This window comes from Sorangium sp. So ce834, assembly GCF_051521425.1.
Classification (GTDB): Bacteria; Myxococcota_A; Polyangia; order Polyangiales; family Polyangiaceae; genus Sorangium; species Sorangium cellulosum_D.
In genome coordinates, this window is record NZ_CP150351.1 from 5,053,764 (window position 1) to 5,071,356 (window position 17,593).

Genomic DNA, 17,593 nt, shown 5'->3' on the forward strand with positions numbered 1-17,593 from the left:
TGTTCTCGAGGCCGCTGGTGCGCGGTGGCGAGAGGCTTCTCGCGCGCCACCCTCGCATCGTGCGCGCGTTCGACCCGCCTGTGCGCGTCTCTCGCCGCGCCGCGCGCGCCTCGGCCCCGGTGGTGCGCTGGCCTGACCTGGCTTGCGCGCGCTGCCTGCCGCTCTCGCTCGCGCCGTCCGCCGCCGCGGTTCCGTCCACCTGGCGCGCGCGCGCCGCGCCCCGCCATGCGCGCCCCCATCGTCGGCCTCCTGTCGCCACGCCGGCGCGGCGTCCCCCCGGTCCGCCGGGATCGCCGCGACGAGATCTTGCCCCGTGGACGTGCCCGCTTCCCCTTCGTTGACGCTCCCTCGTAGCTTCTCCTCCCATGGCCACTTCCAAGACCAAGAAGCCCGCGCCGGCGACCTCGCCGGCCGAGGCACCTGCCGTTCCACCGACCACCATCACCCTCGACGCGCTCGCGCGGGAGCTCGGCCCCGCGGACGGCGCGTTCGCCGCGCGCACCTACGCGGGCATCCCCGAGGAGGACCTCGTCGCGGAGGGTACGCGCATCGATTCGCAGAGCCTCATCGATGACGCCCCGCATTTCGTCGCCTCCGCGCGGCGCATCCTGGGCTCGCTCTCCGGATCGCAGCGCGCCAAGGTGCGCATGCCCGACGCGCTCTTGCCGCTGCTCGTCGCCGAGGCGGGCCGGCTCCAGGCGATGAAGCGGTCGCACGACGCCGAGGCGACCGAGGTGGCCGGCGCGCGGGCCGCGCTCGAGGTGCAGGGGCGGAGCGCGATGCGCGACGGCATCGGCGAGCGCGACCTCTGCTACGACGGCCTGCGCAACGCGCTCGGCGCGCGCCGCATGGCGCGGGTCGACGCCGTGGTCGGGCGCGCGGATTCCCCAGAGAGCCTCGCCAAGGGCCTGGAGGCGCTCGCGAGCTTCATCGAGGAGACCCGGCGGGTGGATCCGGCGCAGGACGCGCAGCTCCTCGAGGACTACGGGGTCGGCGCCGACTGCGCGGCCTCGCTCCGGGCCACGGCGCAGCGGGTGCGCGGGATCGCCAGCGTCCAGGTCGCCGCCGGGCGCCGGGTGACGCAGCGGGCGCTCGATCTGCAGGACGGGAGGGTCGCGATCGTGATCGAGAAGATCCTCCGCGCCTTCAGGGCGGCGCGCCGGGTCGATGGAACCATCCTGGTCCCCGAGCTGAACAAGGCCGCCTGGATGTTCGAGGCCCGCTCCGGCAGCGCCGGCAAGAAGGCGCCGCCCCCGGGACAGAAGCCCCCGCCCGGCGGAAGCGGAAGTGGAGCGCAGGGCGACGCGCCCCCGGCGCCGGTGAACGAAGACACGACGCCGATCCTCGGCGCCGACGGCTGATCCTCGCTCTCGGGACCAGGAGCGCCGTGCGCCGGGCTCGGCTCAGCTGGGCTCGTCGAGCACCTCGGCCAGCGATGCGGCGGCGGCAGCCCGCTCGAGCCAGCGCTCCAGGACCTCCGGATCCTTCTGGGCCAGGATGCGCTCGCGCGCGGCGTCCGGCACGTCGATGCCGCGGACCCGGAGCACGGTGAGCACGCTGCGCGCCGTCGCCTCGACGCGGCCCTCGTCACGGCCCTCGTCGCGGCCCTCGTCGCGGCCCAGCGCGATGTACTTCCTGGCGAAATCGCTCTGGTACTCGTAGCCTTTCATCATTGCCTCCAGCTCCCGGCGAGCCGCCTCGTTGAGGGAGATGACCACGAGATCGTAGTAGAACCTGGCCCGCTCGTCATCGAGCCCGCGGAGGACGGGCAGCGCGGCGCCGGCGATGGCCGCTCCTCGATCGGTGGCGCCGTGGGCCATGGCCGAGAGCACCGCGAGCTCGGGCCGGCGGGCCGCCTCGGCGACGTCCGTCACGACGGGGACGTCCTCGCTGCGCAGCACGGGTGGACGCAGGACGAAGCCGGGCACGCCGAGCTCGATCGGCTCCGCGCACCACGCGGCGACCGCGGGGTCGGGCGCGACGACGAGCAAGTGGGCCGGGCAGCGGTGCTGGTCCCGCGCGACCGCGAGGTAGGCGGGCCACGTGAACCGTTTGTCGTCGTCGCGCCTGAGCTGCGCCTCGACGACGATCACGCGCGCGGGCGCCTCTCCTGCGTGGAGGACAATCACCAGATCCGCGCGGTACTCCGCGGGCTGCGTCTGGTTCAGCGCGACCGAGGCGACGCGGGCTTCCGAGTAGACCGGCAGCGCGACGCCGAGCGCCTCGGCCAGCAGCTCGGCGGCGAGGGAGGGGCGATTCTTGAAGAGATCCACGAGGCTCTCGTGGCGCACGGACACCATGGCGGCGACGCTCGCACGCCGGCGTTCGTGTGACCAGCCCGGCCAAGCCGCACGCTACCGCCCGCCACCACCGCCCTAGCTCGCGACGAGCCGCCTCGCGACGACCATCCCGAGGACGCCGGCGAGCAGGCAGCCGAACAGCGTGATCGCGATGTTGACGAGCCCCGCCGCCAGCGACTTGTAGTGGATGAGCCTGAGCGTCTCGTTGTTGAAGCTCGAGTACGTGGTGAAGCCGCCCATGACGCCGGTGCTCAGGCCCAGCCGGAGCGTCGGCGACAGGAGCGCCGTCGTCGCGGCGACCTCGCCGATGGCGCCGAGCAAGAACGACCCGAGCACGTTGACGGCGAGCGTCCCGTACGGGAAACCGGCGCCGAAGCGCTCCTCGCACCACATCGACAGCGCGTAGCGGGCCAGCGTTCCCGCCGCGCCGCCGAGCCCGATCCAGAACCACCGATCCATTCGCGTCACTTTATCGCGCTCGTCGCGTCCCTAGCGCTCGTAGCGCTCGGCGGCTGCTCCCTTGCTTCTTCCCGGCCGCTGGCCCAAGGCTCGGCGGGTGAAGCGCCGCTTCAACACGACCGGCCCCTGCCGCCCCGATCTGCACTACATGATCCCGGCCGAAAGCCGGCTGCCGGAGGTCCCCGGCCTCGTCGAGCAGCTGGGCTACTTCGTCGTCCACGCCCCCCGGCAGACCGGCAAGACCACCGCCCTGCGCGCCGTCGCCGAGCGGCTCACCGCCTCGGGCCGCCACGCCGCCGTCCTCTTCTCCTGCGAGGAGGGCAGCGCCGCGGGCGACGACTACGGCTCCGCCCAGCGCGCCGTCCTGCGCGAGCTCGCGCGCGCGGCCCAGATCGCGCTGCCGCCCGAGCTCCAGCCGCCGCCGTTCTCGCTCGAGGGCGACGAGGGCATCCTCTCCGCGGCGCTCACGGCCTGGGCGCGCGCCTGCCCGCGTCCGCTCGCCCTCATCTTCGACGAGATCGACTCCCTGCGCGGCCAGGGCCTCCTCAGCATCCTGCGTCAGCTCCGCGCCGGCTTCCCCAGCCGTCCCGATCACTTTCCCGCCTCGGTCATCCTCTGCGGGCTGCGCGACGTCCGCGACTACAAGGTCGCGAGCGGCGGCGATCCCGAGCGCCTCGGCACCGCGAGCCCGTTCAACATCAAGCTCGAGTCTTTACGGCTCGGAGACTTCTCCGAGGAAGAGCTCCGCGCGCTGTATGCCCAGCACACCGAGGACACCGGCCAGGTCTTCCTCGATGCAGCGCTCGCCCGGGCCTTCGAGCTCACCGCCGGCCAGCCCTGGCTGGTCAACGCGCTCGGCCGCGAGATCGTCGAGAAGCTGGCCGTCGCGCCCGGCGAGGCCATCACGCGGGCGCACGTCGAGCAGGCCAAGGAGCGCCTCATCCTGGAGCGCGCCACCCACCTCGACTCGCTCGTCAGCAAGCTCGCCGATCCGCGCGTCCGCCGCGTGCTCGAGCCCATGCTGGCGGGAACGTACGAGGGCGGCGGCGACACCTACGACGACGACGCCTCCTACGTCCGCGATCTCGGCCTCGTGGCCCAGGGCAAGCCGCTGCGCGTGGCGAACCCGATCTACCGCGAGGTGATCGCCCGCGTCCTCTCGTCCTCGGCCGAGGAGCGGATCGACGCCCCGCCCGAGCGCTTTCTCCTGCCCGACGGCCGCCTCGCCTTCCGGCGACTGCTCCGCGCGTTCGCCGCGTTCTGGCACGAGCACGGCGAGGTGCTCGCCTCCGGGATGCCGTACCCCGAGGTCGCCCCGCAGCTCGTCCTCATGGCCTTCCTGCAGCGCGCGGTGAATGGCGGTGGCTTCATCGATCGCGAGTACGGCGTCGGACGCGGGCGCATCGATCTGCTCGTCCGCTTTCCCTACCGCAAGCCCGACGGCTCCCGGGCCGTCCAGCGGCGCGCGCTCGAGCTCAAGGTGTGGCGCAAGGGCCAGAAGGACCCGCTCCGCGAGGGCCTCGCCCAGCTCGACGAGTACCTCGCGCGCCTGCGTCAACGGCGCGGGACGCTCGTGATCTTCGACGCCCGCGGGCGGCTCGCCCGGAACCCACCCCGGTTCTCCGAAGCGACGACGCCCCGCGGCCGCCGCGTCGCGGTGCTCCGCCTGTAGCGGCGCCGCAGCGGGCAGCGTCCCGCGCGCCGCAGCGACCTACTCCGCCGCCTTCCGGAACTCGATCACCTGGCCGCCCTCGCCGCTGCCGCCCGCGAGCGCCGGCCGGTTCACCCGCGACACCTTGTCCGGCGCCACCCCCGCCGCCGCGATGAACTGGCGCGCCTGCTCGTTGTCGCCCGACGCCAGCTCGTCCGGCGTCCCCGACGCGACCACCCGCCCCTGGATCACGAGGAACGCCTGGTGCGCGATGCGGAACGTGCTCGCCATGTCGTGCGAGATCACCACGCTCGTCACCTTGAAGCGCGCCCGCGTCTCCTCGATCAGATCGTCGACCATCCGGCTCGTCAGCGGATCGAGCCCGCTCGTCGGCTCGTCGTAGATGAGGATCTCGGGCTCGAGCATCAGCGCGCGCGCCAGGCCCACGCGCTTGCGCTGCCCGCCGGACAGCTCCGACGGCATCCGGTCCTCCTTGTTCTCCAGGCCGAGCGAGTTCAGCATCCCCACGACCTTGTCGCGGATGTCCCGCTTCGACATGTGCTTCCGGTGCTCGCGCAGCGGGAACGCCACGTTGTCGAAGATCGTGAGCGAGTCGAGCAGCGCCGCGTACTGGAACACCATCCCGAACCGCTGGCGCATCCGGTTCATCTCGTAGTCGCCGAGCGCGCCCATATCGACGCCGTCGACCCAGATGTGCCCGGTGGTCGGCCGCTCCAGGCCGATGAGCAGCCGCAGCAGCGTGGTCTTGCCCGCGCCGGACCCGCCGATGATCACCGCCGTCTCGGTCCGCCTGAGGTGCATGGTGATGCCGTGCAGCACCTTCGTCGGCCCGAACGACTTCTTGATGTCGTCGACGAAGAGATGGTCCCCAGGCTCCCACCCCGGCGGCATCGCGCCCCCCGGCTGCGCCCCGGAGGCGGCCCCGTCCTTCGGGGGCTGGCTGGGAGCCCTTCTCCACATCGGCGCACTACGGTACCACGGACGAGGTCCCGTACGACCCCGATCGCCTTGCAATCCAGTAAGGGACAGCACGCGCTTGACGCGGCAGGGCGCGGGGCGGAAACGTTGCTCATGACCGACGACATCCTCAAAGCAGCCCTCGACACGGCCGAGGCCAAGACCGACAAGGATGGCTGGGCCGAGCTCCCGGAAGGGCGCGTGCTCACGCTCTACGCCGCCCACGAGGGCGTGTCGCTCCCGGTGACGAAGATCGACGCGGTCCTCAGCGTGGGCGGGCTCCTCAAGGCGCGCAGCACCAAGGGCGAGACGTTCGTGCTCGCGCTGAAGGACGTGTTCGCCATCGCCCTCGACGGCGGCGGCAAGGGAGCCCAGGCCAGGAAGGCCGGCTTCCTCGGCTGACCGCGGCGCCCCCGATGGCCAGATCGCCGAGAGCGGGAGGAGGTCCTGCGGGGCGCTCCGCCGAGCGGGCCGTCGACCTCGCGCTCGCCGAGCTCGAGCGCAGGTTCGGCCTGGGCCGCAGCCTCGCCGCCCCGGGGTGGGTCCGCGAGCGGGTCCTCGCCGTGCTGAGCGGCGTGGCCGCGCGCCACGGCGTGTCCCCGTTCGCGGCCGCCGAGCGCCTGCACGAGGACAGGGAGGCCGTCGAGGGCATCGTCAGCGCGCTCCGCGTCGGCGAGACGCGGTTCTACCGCGATCCGATCATCTGGGAGGCCATCGCCACCGCGGTGCTGCCGAAGATCCCGCCCGACGTCCCCATCGCCGGCCTCTCGGCCGGCTGTAGCACCGGCGAGGAGGCCTATACCCTCGGGATGGTCCTCGCCAGCGCCGGCCGCCGCTTCAGCGTGCTCGGCGTCGACCGCGCCGCCACGGCCATCGACGCGGCCCGCGAGGCCGCCTACTCCGCCGAGGCCGCCGACCAGCTCCCGCCGGCCTTGCTCCAGCGCTACTGTGAGCAGAAGGGCGGCGCGCTCCACGTCTGCCAGAAGCTCCGTGAGGTCGTCTCCTTCGAGGTCTGCGATCTGGTCCACGCCGTGCCGAGCGGCGGCTTCCAGATCATCTTCTTCAAGAACGTCCTCCTGTACCTCGCGGAGCCCGCGGGCGACGCGGTCGCCCGCCGCCTCGCCGCCGAGCTCGGCCCCGGCGGGCTCCTCTTCTCGGCCGCGAGCGAGGCGCCGCGCCTCTGCGGCGCCGGCCTCACCCCCGTCCGGGTGAACGCCCACGTCACCGCCTTCCGCGCCCCGGGCGCCTGAGAAAGCGACAGTCCACCGCATGAGCGTCGATCTCTCCCCCACGTCCAGGCCCAGCGGGCTCGCCGAGCTCCGCGCCGCCTACGCGCGCGAGCGCGCCGGGCTCGACCGCGCCGTGCCGAGCGGCGCCACCCCGGTCGCGGATCCCTCCGCGCTCGGGGTCGCCCTCGGCCGCCGCCACGCGCGCCTGCTCGACGATCTCCTGACGCGCCTCTTCCACCTCTTGCGCGAGTCCGGCTCCCCGAGCCGCGCCGCGTGGGACGCGGTCGCGATCGCCGGGGTCGGCGGCTACGGCCGCGGCGCCGTCGCGCTGCGGAGCGACCTCGACGTGCGCATCCTCGCCCGCGACGCCCAGCGCGCCAGCGCCATCGCGGACGCGCTGCTCTACCCGCTCTGGGACATGGGGGTCACCGTGGGGCACCAGGTCGTCACCATCGACGACCTCGTCGAGAGCGCGCGCGAGGACCTGCCCACCGCGACCAGCCTGCTCGACTGGCGGCACGTCGTCGGCGACGCGTCGCTGTCCGAGTCGCTGTGGCAGCGCGCCGCCGCGGGCCTGTTCGCGCACTCGGAGCTGCCCCGCTTCATCGAGCGGCTCGGCAAGGAGATCGCGCAGCGCCACGAGCGCTTCGGCGGCTCGGTCTACCTCCTGGAGCCGGACGTGAAGAACGGCGCCGGCGGGCTGCGCGACCTCGACGTCGCCCGCTGGGCGGCCAAGGCGCGCTACGGCGTCGGCGAGTTCTCCGCGCTGGTCCGCTTCGGCGCGCTCGTCGCGCGCGAGGCGGAGGAGATCCAGAGCGCCGCCGAGATGCTCTGGCGCATCCGCAACCTCCTCCACGCGCACTCCGGCCGGCGGACCGACCGGCTGACGTTCGACGAGCAGGAGCTCGTCGCGGGCGTGCTCGGCTACAACGAGGCGGCCGAGGCCGCCCGGAAGGCCGCGCCGCCGCCCGACGAGCCGTCGATCTCGCCCGAGGCGATCGAGCGGATGATGAGCGACTACTACCGGAGCGCCCGGACGATCTCGCGCGCCCTCGACATGATCGTCTCGCGCGCCACGCCGACGCTCACGCGGCGCCGCCGCCGCGACGAGGACCTCGGCGGCGGCATCCGCCTGTTCGACGGCTGCGTCACGATGAGCGATCCGGATCTGCTCCGGACCGATCCGCCGATCGCGCTGCGGCTGGTCGCCGAGGCCGTCGAGCGCGGCGTCCCGCTCCTGCCCTACGCGCGCGGGGCGATCGTCCGCGCCGCCGGCGACGCGGCGTTCTGCGCGGCGCTCCGCGAGAGCCCCGAGGCGGCCGCGCTGTTCCGGACCCTCGTGGCCACGTGCAAGGAGACGGCGCTCCAGAGCGGCTCGGTCGTCCGCGAGCTGCACGACCTCGGCCTCCTGCTCGCGATGATCCCCGAGTTTTCGCCGGTCGTCGGGCGCGTCCACCACGACGTCTACCACGTGTACACGGTCGACGTGCACTCGGTCGCAGCGGTCGACCGGCTGGCGGCGCTCGTGCGCGGCGAGCTCGCGGGCGAGTTCGGGCTCGCGTGCCGGCTCGCCGCCGAGGCGACGCGGCCGACGATGCTGTTCTTCGCCACGCTCCTGCACGACGTGGGCAAGGCGATCGGGGGCAAGGACCACAGCCGGCGCGGCGCCGAGATGGCGCGCGAGATCCTGGAGCGGCTCGGCTTCCCGCCGGAGGACATCGACGAGGCGTGCCACCTCGTGCTGAAGCACCTCGTGATGTACCTCATCGCGACCCGGCGCGACCTCGACGACCCCGCCACCATCTCGGAGTTCTGCCAGGAGGTGCACGGCCGCGAGGGGCTGCGCGATCTCTACCTGCTCACGGTCGCCGACATCTCGACCACGAGCCCCACGTCGATGACGTCGTGGAAGGCGCGGATGCTCGACGAGCTCTACCTGTCGGCGGACGCGGCCCTGCGCGGCGCGCGCGGGGAGAGCGGGCCGCTCGGGATCGACGATCAGCGCATGGCGCGCGCGATCAGCGGCACGGTGGGCGCCCTCGAGGATCTCCCGGCGGCGGACGAGGCGGAGCGGCGCGCGCAGCGCGAGTTCCTGGCGCGCTACCTCGCGTCGATGCCCGAGCGCTACCTCCTCGCGAACAGCCCGGCCGCGATCGCGGCGCACGCCGAGCTCGCCCGGCAGCAGGAGTCGAGCGGGAACAGCGTCTCGGTCGCGCTGGTGCCGTCGCGCCACCCGGAGGCCGCGGAGGTGTGCGTGGTCGCGCCGGATCGCCCCGGCCTGCTGGCGGCGATCACGGCGGCGTTCGCCTCCTCGCGCCTTGAGGTGCACGCCGCGCAGATCCACTCGCGCGCGTGCGACGACGACGCCGGCGCGCTCCGCGCGAGGATCGGGTCGTCGCCGCCCGCGGGCGTGCGCCTGCAGGCGGTCGACCTGTTCTGGGTGCGCGACCGCGGCGAGGGGGTAGGGGGGGTGGCCCGCGCCATCCCGAAGCTCGTGGCCGACATCCAGGCGGTGCTCTCGGGCCAGATCCCCGGCGCCGAGGTCGCCAAGAAGCGCCGCGGCGGCGGCCTGCGCGAGCGCCCGACGCCGAAGGTCAAGACGCAGATCTCCATCGACGATCGCGCGTCGCACCACACGGTGATCGAGGTCCTCACGCGCGATCGTCCGGGCCTGTTGTTCGCGATCTCGGACGCGCTCTACCAGCTCGGCCTGTCGATCTCGGTCGCCAAGATCAACACGGAGGGGACGCGCGTGGCCGACGTGTTCTATGTGAGCGAGGCGGACGGGACGAAGATCGCGAACGGCAAGCGGATGCAAGAGGTCGAGGAGCGGCTGCACGCGGTGCTCCAGGGCCTGGACGGCGAAGGGAGTGTCGGATGAACAAGGGGTGGTTTTCGCGCGCGGCGCGGGCGGCGGCCGCCGCGCGCCGGGGGTTGGCGGGGGTGGCGGTCGCGGCGATCGCGGCGTGCGCTGCGGCGTGTGGTGGAGCGCAGGACGGCCCGCGCGAGCCGCTCGGGGATCCGCTGCTCGCCGATCCGCCGGACGGCAGCGACGCGGCGACCTCGAAGGGGACGTCGACGAGCGCGCTCGATCGGGGCGTGGCCTACATCAAGAACGAGCGGTACGAGGAGGCGAAGCCGCACCTCCTCCGGGCGATCGAGCACGAGCCGGGCAACGCCGAGGCGCACTACTACCTCGGGCTCGCGCACGAGAAGACGAACGACCGCGCCGGCGCCGAGGCGTCGTACAAGAAGGCGCTCGAGCGCGATCCCAAGCTGGAGGCCGCGGCGCTCAACCTGGCGGCGCTCTACCTGGACGAGCCGGCGCGGCCGGACGAGGCGATCGCGGTGCTCGCGAAGGCGATCGAGCAGGCGCCTGGCCGCGCCGCGCTCCACCAGAACCTGGGCTACGCGTACGGCCTGAAGCGCGACGTCGCGAACGCGAGCAAGCACTACGAGGCGGCGCTCAAGGCCGAGGACTCGGCCGCGACGCGCTTCGCCTACGGCGCGATGCTGTTCGAGGCCAAGGAGCTCGACCGGGCCGCGGCGGAGCTGAAGAAGGCGCTCGCCGCGACCGGCGACGACGTGGCGACGATCGCGACCATCGGGCGGATGCTCGGGCCGGCGAAGGCGTACGCCGACTGCGTGGCGGCCTTCGACCGCGCCATCAAGCTGAAGCCGGAGGCGGAGTTCCACGTGCGCCGCGGGACGTGCCGCCACGAGCTCGGCGACGAGCAGGGGGCGCGCGCGGACTACCAGGCCGCGATCAAGGTGGACCCGAAGTTCGCGGCCGCGCACTACTACCTCGGCCTGTCGTTCCTGGCCGAGCGCAAGCCGCAGAGCGCGCTCGCGGCGCTCACCGAGGCCGGCAAGCACGGCGGCGACACCGAGATCGGCAAGCGCGCCCGCGCCAAGGTGAAGGAGCTCAGCGCCCGGCTCAAGTAGCGCGGTCGCGGCGCGAGCCCGCCCGCCGGCCGGCGGCGGGCGCGCGCCCGCCGCCGCTCACGCGCCGAGCCCGAGCAGCGCGAGGATCCTGTCGAGCTCGTCCAGCGAGCCGTACGTGATGCCGAGCTCGCCTCGGCCGCCCTCGTCGCGCACCTCGACGCGGGTCCCGAGCCGCCGCATGAGGCGCGCCTCCAGGTCCTTGATCGCGGGCGACTTCCCCGCGCGCTTCTTCTCGCCGGGATCCTCGCCGTCCCCGGCGGCGCGGCTCTCCTTCTCCTTCGCCGCCTTGATCAGCGCCTCGACCTTGCGCACGGGGAGCTTGCCGTGGACGGTCCGCTCGGCGACGTCGGCCATCACCTTGTCGCTCGGCGCCCCGAGCAGCGCGCGCGCGTGGCCCTCGCTGAGCTCGCGCGAGATCACCATGGTGCGGATGCGCGGCGGCAGCCGGAGGAGCCGGAGCGAGTTGACGATCGTCGTGCGGTCCTTGCCGACCCGCTCCGCGAGCGTCTGGTGCGTGTAGCTGTGCTCGCGCAGGAGCCGGTCGAACGCCTCGGCGATCTCGATCGGGTTGAGGTCGGCCCGCTGCACGTTCTCGACGAGGGCCAGCTCGAACGCCTCCTTGGGGGAGACGTCCTTGACGACGACGAGCACCTCCCGGAGCCCCGCGCGCTGCGCCGCGCGCCACCGCCGCTCGCCGGCGATGAGCTCGAAGCTGTCGTTGCCGGCCTGCGTCCTGCGCACGATGAGCGGCTCGATGAGCCCGTGCTCGCGGATGCTCCCGGTGAGCTCCTCCAGCTCGGCCTCGTCGAAGTGCTGCCGCGGCTGCCCCTTCTGCGGCACGATCTTCTCGATCGCGCACACGAACACGCTGCGCCCTTCGGCCGTCGTCGCTGTCGCCGGCGGCGCCGCCGGGAGCAGGGCGTCGAGCCCCCGTCCGAGCGCGCGCCGCGCCCCTTTCTGATCGGCATTCATGATCTCGGTCGTGCGTCCCTCGCGCGCGCTCCGGTGGTGGTCGGCGGCTCGGCCTGCGGCTCCCCCTCGGCGTCCCCGCGCTGCCTCTTCTTCGGATCGGCCGCGGCGGCGGGCGGGCCGTCCATGATCTCGCGCGCGAGGCTCAGGTAGCCCTGCGCCCCCTTCGACTGCGCGTCGTAGAGCAGCGCCGGCTTGCCGTGCGACGGCGCCTCGCTGAGCTTCACGTTGCGCGGGATGATCGCGTCGAACACGCGGAAGTGCGCCTTCACCTCGTCGGCCACCTGGTGGGTGAGCGAGTTGCGCCCGTCGAACATCGTGAGGACGACGCCCTCGACCGTGAGCTCCGGGTTGAAGGCGTTGCGCACCCGGTCGATCGTCGCCATGAGGTGCGTCAGCCCCTCGAGCGCGTAGTACTCGCACTGGAGCGGCACGAGCACCCGGTGCGCCGCGGTGAGCGCGTTCAGCGTGAGCAGCCCGAGCGACGGCGGGCAGTCGAGGACGACGAACGCGTACCCGTCGAGGTGCGGGCGCAGCGCCTGGCGCAGCCGCGTCGCGCGGTCGTCCGCGTCGACCAGCTCGAGCTCCGCCGCCACGAGATCCTGCGTCGCGGGCACCACGTCGAGCAGCGGCACCTCGGTCGCGACGGTCGCCTCCTTCAGCGCCGCCCGCCCGATCAGGACGTCGTAGAGCGACAGCTCGAAGCTCCCCCGCCGCACGCCGACGCCGCTCGACGCGTTCCCCTGCGGATCGCAGTCGACGAGCAGGGTCCGGCACTCCGCCGCGGCGAAGCTCGCGGCCAGGTTGACCGAGGTCGTGGTCTTGCCGACGCCTCCCTTCTGGTTGGCGACGGCGAAGACGACAGGCGAAGGCTTGGAGGCGGAGCCGGTACTGCCGGGCGCGCCCCCCTGGTTGGGCGATGGCATCGTGCTGTGTCGCGTCCGACCCGGCTGCTTACACGACCCCCATCGGCACGTCGAGAGATGCAGGCGTCCCCGCCGCTCTTCGACGCTCGATTCACGCCGCGTTCACGTCCGTTCACGTCCGGTTCACGTCCGTTCACGTCCGGTTTACGCCCCCATCTACCGTTCGCTCGCCGGATTGTTGGCCTGAACGGCGGGGGCATCTACAGTGACCCACATGTCGCTTGATGTGGGTGTAGGTGAGCGAACGACGGGGCCGCTGGCCCGCGGGCGAGCCTCGGGGCGGAGCCGCTGCTTCGGCCTCAACGGGGCGCTGTTGCCCTGCGGCGACGCCGGCCCGGTCGATCGGGTCCTCGCCCGCGCGTTCTGGTGCGACGGGCGCGAGCCTGCGTTGCTCGCGCCTGCGCAGGTCCTCGTGCTTTCGCCTTCGCTTCAACGCAGGTCGACGCTCGGTTCGCGCCGCCGTCCGCCCTCGACGCGCGTCGAGGGCCGGCGCTGACCGCCCAGGATCTCACGGACGTGGTGCCCAGCTTCGCCGAGCAGACCGACGCCCCGACGTCGCCTCGGCACATGTGAGGAGGACAGATGCCGCTTCCCAAATCGTATCAGAACTTTGCAGAGTTCGAGCGGGAGATTCTCCGCCCGAACCGCGTGGGCTTCTCGCTCGAGGACATCGTCGAGGAGACGTCGTTCGACGCCGAGCTCGACTTCGAGAAGGACCCCTTCGACGTCTCGGACGACGACTGAGCGCGGGCCGCGCGGCGCGGGCCAGCCTCGCAGGCCTCGCGCTCGCGCCGGTGCGGACGCTGCTGCGCAAGCGCGCCGCAGCGGCGTCCGCACCGGCGCGAGCCTCTCGCTCCGCATCAGCTTGCACGATCCCTCCCGGGATCCCTGAGCCCCGGCGGCCGCCTCTCCGCCGGGGCTCCTTTTTTTTAAAGCAGCGTCCTTTCGGCCGTCTTGACCCCCCCGGCGACGCGTGGCACGAGTGCCGCCCTTCGAAAAAAACGCCATGCAAGTCAACGTCGAAAAGCTTTCTCCCGTGCTGATGGAGTTTCAGGTGGAGGTCCCCGCGGACCGGGTCCGGAGCGAGGTCGACAAGGCCTATACGGCGCTCCAGCGGACGGCCCGGGTCCGGGGCTACCGGCCTGGCAAGGCGCCGCGCCAGGTGCTCGCGCACCTCTACGGCGGCCGCATCCACGCCGATGTCGCCCAGCGGCTCGTCGACGCCACGCTGAACCAGGCGCTCGCCGACAAGCAGGTGCAGCCCCTGTCCCAGCCGGCAATCGCGCCCGCCGAGCTCCGCCCGGACGACGCGTTCTCCTACAAGGCCCGCTTCGAGGTCCGGCCCGACATCACCGAGGTGAAGTGGGAGGGCTTCGAGGTGAAGCGCCCCTCGACCGCGCCGTCGGACGAGATGATCGACGCCGAGATCACCGCCCTCCGGCGCGAGCACTCGACGCTGCAGGCGCCGGAGCCGGAGCGCCCCGCCGCCAAGGGGGACATGGCGACGATCTCGTTCACCCTGGAGGTCAGCGGCACCCTGCGCGACACGAAGGAGCAGGAGATCGAGACCGAGCTCGGCAGCGGCCAGGTCTTCAAGGAGATCGAGGACGCCCTCCTCGGCATGACGCCCGGCCAGGCGAAGGACGTCCCGGTCACGTTCTCCGAGCAGCACTCGAACGCGGATCTGCGGGGCAAGCAGGCGATCTTCCACATCACGCTGAAGGACCTGCGGGAGCGCATCTTCCCGGAGGTCGACGACGAGTTCGCGAAGGACTGCGGCGAGGAGAGCCTCCCCGCGCTCCGCGAGTCGCTCCGCAAGAAGCTCGAGAAGGAGCTGACGCAGCGGGCGAGCGACGCCGTCGCCGAGCAGCTCGTCGTCGAGCTCTGCAAGGCGAACCCGATCCCGGTCCCGCCGTCGCTCGTCGACCAGCAGGCGCAGCTCGCCGAGCGCGAGCTGCTCGCGACGGCGCGCCGGCAGGGGCAGCGCGTCGATCCGACGCCGGAGTTCCGCGCCCGCGTGCGGCTCGACGCCGAGATGAAGGTGCGCGCGGGCCTGGTCATGGCCGAGATCGCGAAGGCGAAGGAGGTCAAGATCACCGAGGCCGACCTCGAGAAGGGCTACCAGGAGCTCGCCGAGCAGACCGGCAAGAACGTGGCGAAGATCAAGGCGGAGTACCGCGAGCCGCAGAAGCGCGAGCTCTTCGCCGGGATGATCCTCGAGGACAAGATCCTCGACATCATCGAGGCCGCCGCGAAGGTCGCCGACGCGGGCTAGCCGCGGCGCCGCGCCGCCGGCTCGTCGCCGGCGGCGCAGTTCGTCCGGGTCGCGCCGCACCCGCGCGCGGGACGCGCGCGGCCCCCTCGTCGAGCCGCAACCCGTACGTGGAGCGCGTCGAGCGCGTCGAGCGCGCGCTGAGCGCAGGTCGAGCGAGCGGCGCGCCAGCGCCCGCTGCGGGCGGCGCGCGTTCCGTGCGCGACCGCAGCGGGCGGCCGATACTTTCCGGTAACCTCGGGCGCGTTCGGTCTTGCGATCGGACGCAGTCTGGCCCAGGAGTAGAACCCCTGCCGCGCGGCAGGAAACCCCCCGGAGCACCGGATGACCCGACGAGTCGAAACCCGCACCCAAGCCATCGAGTTTCTCGAACGCGAGAAGGCCTACATCCTCCCGACGGTCACGGAGGTGACCCACCGCGGCGAGCGGGAGTGGAACATCTTCAGCCGCCTCCTCAAGGACCGCATCGTCTTCATCGGCACGGAGATCGACGACTTCGTCGCGAACGCCGTGATCGCGCAGTTCCTTTTCCTGGAGAGCGAGGATCCCGAGAAGGAGATCCAGGTCTACATCAACAGCCCGGGCGGCGTGGTGACCTCGGGGCTCGCGATGTACGACACGATGCAGTACGTGCGTTGCCCGGTGTCGACGATGTGCATCGGCCAGGCCGCGTCGATGGGCGCCGTGCTGCTCGGCGCGGGCCGCAAGGGCCGGCGCTTCGCGCTGCCGCACGCGCGGATGATGATCCACCAGCCGCTCGGCGGCGCGCGCGGCCAGGCGACGGACATCGAGATCCAGGCGCGCGAGATCAAGAAGATCAAGGAGACGCTGATCGACATCCTCGTCGACGCCACCGGCAAGAACCGGGACGAGCTCGCGAAGGACATCGAGCGCGACTTCTACCTGAGCGCGACGCAGGCCAAGGAGTACGGCCTCATCGACGAGGTCTTCCCGAAGCGGAACAAGTAGGTGCCGGCGCCCCCTCGTCCGGCGGGCGTGTTCTGGCGGAGGGCCGGCGCGGAGCCGCGTCGGGCCGCGGCGTCGCGCCGCGCGCTGCGATGTCGCGCGGCGGCGCCACGTCGCGCGGCGGCGCCACGTCGCGCGGCGGCGCCACGTCGCGCGGCGCCGCAACGTCGCGCCGGGCGCGGCGCGTGCGGCGGCGGAGGCGAGCGCGCCGCGCTCGTCGACCGCGTCGCGCCGCGTTCGCTCGATCCGCTGCTTTTCTCGAGGCGCGCAGCCTCATCGGCGGCGTGCGCCGCGGCGCCATCGGGCGATTCCCTGACTTCGGCCACAGGCTGGAGACCACCCCCGTTAGCTTGCGACGGTACGGGCACCGGACTAGAATCCGAGCGCGGCGTTTGGCTGCGCATCGCTGAAAATCCAGGGGACGGTGGAAGCCGTCCCCGTCCCAGGTTGGAGGGGCCGCCGCGGCGGGACCCCACCTCTCATCGAAGCGGAAGCGTCGGCAGACCGCACTGAGGGTCGAAGTGGAGCGAAGGCGGGACGATCACTCGAATGGCAATTTAAGCTGCTCCTTCTGCGGCAAGTCGCAGAAAGAGGTGAAGAAGCTCATCGCGGGCCCCACGGTGTACATCTGTGATGAGTGCATCGGGCTCTGCAATGACATCATCGCGGAGGAGGTCGAGAAGGACGAGCCGTACGCCGGGTCGACCCCGGTCCCCAAGCCCGCCGACATCAAGGCGACGCTGGATGAGTACGTCGTCGGCCAGAACCGCGCCAAGAAGATCCTCGCCGTCGCGGTGCACAACCACTACAAGCGCATCGACAGCCGGGTCTCCTCGGACGACGTGGAGCTGTCCAAGTCGAACATCCTCCTGCTCGGTCCGACCGGCTCCGGCAAGACGCTCCTCGCGCAGACGCTCGCCAAGATCATCAACGTCCCCTTCGCGATCGCGGACGCGACGACGCTGACCGAGGCCGGCTACGTCGGCGAGGACGTCGAGAACATCATCGTCCAGCTCCTCCAGAACGCGGATCACGACGTCGAGCGCGCGCAGCGCGGCATCGTCTACATCGACGAGATCGACAAGATCAGCCGGAAGAGCGACAACCCGAGCATCACGCGCGACGTCTCCGGCGAGGGCGTGCAGCAGGCGCTGCTCAAGATCATCGAGGGGACGATCGCCAACGTCCCGCCGAAGGGCGGCCGCAAGCACCCGCAGCAGGATTTCCTGCAGGTCGACACGACGAACATCCTGTTCATCTGCGGCGGCGCGTTCGTCGGCCTGGATCAGATCATCCAGCGGCGCATCGGCCAGAACACGCTCGGCTTCGGCGCCGAGATCAAGGCCAAGAAGGACTTCAAGCTGGGCGATCTGCTCAGCGTCGTCCAGCCGGAGGATCTCCTCAAGTTCGGGCTCATCCCGGAGTTCATCGGCCGCCTGCCGATCCTCGCGACCCTGCACGAGCTCAACGAGGAGGCGCTCATCGACATCCTCACGAAGCCGAAGAACAGCCTGGTCAAGCAGTACCAGAAGCTCTTCGAGATGGACGGGGTGAAGCTCAAGTTCACCCGGGGCGCGCTCGTGGCGGTGGCCCGCCAGGCCCTGGAGAGGAACAGCGGCGCCCGCGGCCTGCGCGCGATCCTCGAGTCGGCGATGCTCGACATCATGTACGACGTCCCGTCCCGAACCGGGATCAAGGAGGTCGTCGTCAGCGAGGACGTGATCGTCAAGCACGAGCCGCCGCTCATCGTGTACACGAAGGAGGCGGAGCTCGCGTAGCGCTCGCCCCAGGGGGGCCGCCGTCCAGGGCGCGCGGCGCAGGCCCGCGCCGCGCTGGACGGCGCGCGTGCGGCGCGCCCTTGCCGGGCGCGCCTCCTCCGAGGATGCCGGCGCCGCGCG

The 17,593-nt window shown here is 72.3% G+C and carries 15 protein-coding genes; 10 read left to right on the top strand and 5 right to left on the bottom strand.

From position 1 onward, the window contains the following. Positions 1–365 precede the first annotated feature (365 nt). Positions 366–1,361, top strand: a complete 996-nt coding sequence (locus tag WMF20_RS18315; protein ID WP_437615325.1) for a hypothetical protein — start codon at positions 366–368, stop codon at positions 1,359–1,361. 42 nt (positions 1,362–1,403) lie between these two features. Here WMF20_RS18315 and WMF20_RS18320 read toward each other — a convergent pair whose 3' ends face one another. Together WMF20_RS18320 and crcB are read right to left on the bottom strand one after the other, a co-directional pair. Then, on the bottom strand, positions 1,404–2,300 hold the full coding sequence (locus WMF20_RS18320; RefSeq protein ID WP_437615327.1) for a hypothetical protein: 897 nt from the start codon (positions 2,298–2,300) through the stop codon (positions 1,404–1,406). 75 nt (positions 2,301–2,375) lie between these two features. Continuing rightward, the gene (gene crcB, locus WMF20_RS18325; RefSeq protein WP_437615329.1) at positions 2,376–2,759 is read right to left on the bottom strand and encodes a fluoride efflux transporter CrcB; all 384 of its coding nucleotides are present in this window, start codon (positions 2,757–2,759) and stop codon (positions 2,376–2,378) included. Between the two features lie 97 nt (positions 2,760–2,856). On the opposite strand from crcB, the gene WMF20_RS18330 reads away from it, so the two are divergent. Then, complete coding sequence (locus tag WMF20_RS18330) at positions 2,857–4,431, top strand: AAA family ATPase (protein ID WP_437615331.1); 1,575 nt, start codon at positions 2,857–2,859, stop codon at positions 4,429–4,431. Between the two features lie 39 nt (positions 4,432–4,470). Here the strand turns inward: WMF20_RS18330 and WMF20_RS18335 are convergent, their stop codons facing one another. Further along, positions 4,471–5,391, bottom strand: a complete 921-nt coding sequence (locus tag WMF20_RS18335; RefSeq protein ID WP_437615333.1) for an ABC transporter ATP-binding protein — start codon at positions 5,389–5,391, stop codon at positions 4,471–4,473. 111 nt (positions 5,392–5,502) lie between these two features. Here WMF20_RS18335 and WMF20_RS18340 point away from each other — a divergent pair, with 111 nt between their 5' ends. The 4 genes from WMF20_RS18340 to WMF20_RS18355 are packed head-to-tail and all read left to right on the top strand — an operon-like array spanning position 5,503 to position 10,562. Further along, the gene (locus WMF20_RS18340; protein ID WP_020735730.1) at positions 5,503–5,790 is read left to right on the top strand and encodes a hypothetical protein; all 288 of its coding nucleotides are present in this window, start codon (positions 5,503–5,505) and stop codon (positions 5,788–5,790) included. Between the two features lie 14 nt (positions 5,791–5,804). Beyond that, on the top strand, positions 5,805–6,638 hold the full coding sequence (locus WMF20_RS18345; RefSeq protein WP_437615335.1) for a CheR family methyltransferase: 834 nt from the start codon (positions 5,805–5,807) through the stop codon (positions 6,636–6,638). A gap of 19 nt (positions 6,639–6,657) precedes the next feature. Beyond that, positions 6,658–9,498: a [protein-PII] uridylyltransferase gene (gene glnD / locus WMF20_RS18350; RefSeq protein WP_437615337.1), complete on the top strand. Its 2,841-nt coding sequence runs from the start codon at positions 6,658–6,660 to the stop codon at positions 9,496–9,498. After that, the gene (locus WMF20_RS18355) at positions 9,495–10,562 is read left to right on the top strand and encodes a tetratricopeptide repeat protein (protein WP_437615339.1); all 1,068 of its coding nucleotides are present in this window, start codon (positions 9,495–9,497) and stop codon (positions 10,560–10,562) included. Before glnD ends, WMF20_RS18355 begins: the two co-directional genes overlap by 4 nt. Before the next feature lie 57 nt (positions 10,563–10,619). Here WMF20_RS18355 and WMF20_RS18360 read toward each other — a convergent pair whose 3' ends face one another. Together WMF20_RS18360 and WMF20_RS18365 are read right to left on the bottom strand one after the other, a co-directional pair. Beyond that, positions 10,620–11,534 carry a ParB/RepB/Spo0J family partition protein gene (locus tag WMF20_RS18360; RefSeq protein WP_437615341.1) on the bottom strand — a complete coding sequence of 305 codons (915 nt, stop codon included), beginning with the start codon at positions 11,532–11,534 and terminating at the stop codon, positions 10,620–10,622. Beyond that, entirely contained in the window at positions 11,531–12,457 is a 927-nt protein-coding gene (locus tag WMF20_RS18365; RefSeq protein WP_437615343.1) for a ParA family protein, read from the bottom strand. Before WMF20_RS18365 ends, WMF20_RS18360 begins: the two co-directional genes overlap by 4 nt. A gap of 582 nt (positions 12,458–13,039) precedes the next feature. Here WMF20_RS18365 and WMF20_RS18370 point away from each other — a divergent pair. The 4 genes from WMF20_RS18370 (at position 13,040) to clpX (ending at position 17,473) form a co-directional block, all read left to right on the top strand. Next, positions 13,040–13,201, top strand: coding sequence for a transcriptional regulator (locus WMF20_RS18370; protein ID WP_129575572.1), 162 nt, complete (start codon positions 13,040–13,042; stop codon positions 13,199–13,201). A 262-nt stretch (positions 13,202–13,463) separates the two neighbouring features. After that, positions 13,464–14,732 carry a trigger factor gene (gene tig, locus WMF20_RS18375; RefSeq protein ID WP_437615346.1) on the top strand — a complete coding sequence of 423 codons (1,269 nt, stop codon included), beginning with the start codon at positions 13,464–13,466 and terminating at the stop codon, positions 14,730–14,732. A gap of 321 nt (positions 14,733–15,053) precedes the next feature. Then, positions 15,054–15,698: an ATP-dependent Clp protease proteolytic subunit gene (locus tag WMF20_RS18380; protein ID WP_012235778.1), complete on the top strand. Its 645-nt coding sequence runs from the start codon at positions 15,054–15,056 to the stop codon at positions 15,696–15,698. 518 nt (positions 15,699–16,216) lie between these two features. Continuing rightward, the gene (gene clpX, locus WMF20_RS18385; RefSeq protein ID WP_129575574.1) at positions 16,217–17,473 is read left to right on the top strand and encodes an ATP-dependent Clp protease ATP-binding subunit ClpX; all 1,257 of its coding nucleotides are present in this window, start codon (positions 16,217–16,219) and stop codon (positions 17,471–17,473) included. Positions 17,474–17,593 lie beyond the last annotated feature (120 nt).

Bases quoted from the DNA above. Each gene is read 5' to 3' on its own strand.
- WMF20_RS18315 (WP_437615325.1), top strand. From the start codon at position 366: ATGGCCACTTCCAAGACCAAGAAGCCCGCGCCGGCGACCTCGCCGGCC.
- WMF20_RS18320 (WP_437615327.1), bottom strand. From the start codon at position 2,300: ATGGTGTCCGTGCGCCACGAGAGCCTCGTGGATCTCTTCAAGAATCGC.
- crcB (WP_437615329.1), bottom strand. From the start codon at position 2,759: ATGGATCGGTGGTTCTGGATCGGGCTCGGCGGCGCGGCGGGAACGCTG.
- WMF20_RS18335 (WP_437615333.1), bottom strand. From the start codon at position 5,391: ATGTGGAGAAGGGCTCCCAGCCAGCCCCCGAAGGACGGGGCCGCCTCC.
- WMF20_RS18340 (WP_020735730.1), top strand. From the start codon at position 5,503: ATGACCGACGACATCCTCAAAGCAGCCCTCGACACGGCCGAGGCCAAG.
- WMF20_RS18345 (WP_437615335.1), top strand. From the start codon at position 5,805: ATGGCCAGATCGCCGAGAGCGGGAGGAGGTCCTGCGGGGCGCTCCGCC.
- glnD (WP_437615337.1), top strand. From the start codon at position 6,658: ATGAGCGTCGATCTCTCCCCCACGTCCAGGCCCAGCGGGCTCGCCGAG.
- WMF20_RS18355 (WP_437615339.1), top strand. From the start codon at position 9,495: ATGAACAAGGGGTGGTTTTCGCGCGCGGCGCGGGCGGCGGCCGCCGCG.
- WMF20_RS18360 (WP_437615341.1), bottom strand. From the start codon at position 11,534: ATGAATGCCGATCAGAAAGGGGCGCGGCGCGCGCTCGGACGGGGGCTC.
- WMF20_RS18365 (WP_437615343.1), bottom strand. From the start codon at position 12,457: ATGCCATCGCCCAACCAGGGGGGCGCGCCCGGCAGTACCGGCTCCGCC.
- WMF20_RS18370 (WP_129575572.1), top strand. From the start codon at position 13,040: ATGCCGCTTCCCAAATCGTATCAGAACTTTGCAGAGTTCGAGCGGGAG.
- tig (WP_437615346.1), top strand. From the start codon at position 13,464: ATGCAAGTCAACGTCGAAAAGCTTTCTCCCGTGCTGATGGAGTTTCAG.
- WMF20_RS18380 (WP_012235778.1), top strand. From the start codon at position 15,054: ATGACCCGACGAGTCGAAACCCGCACCCAAGCCATCGAGTTTCTCGAA.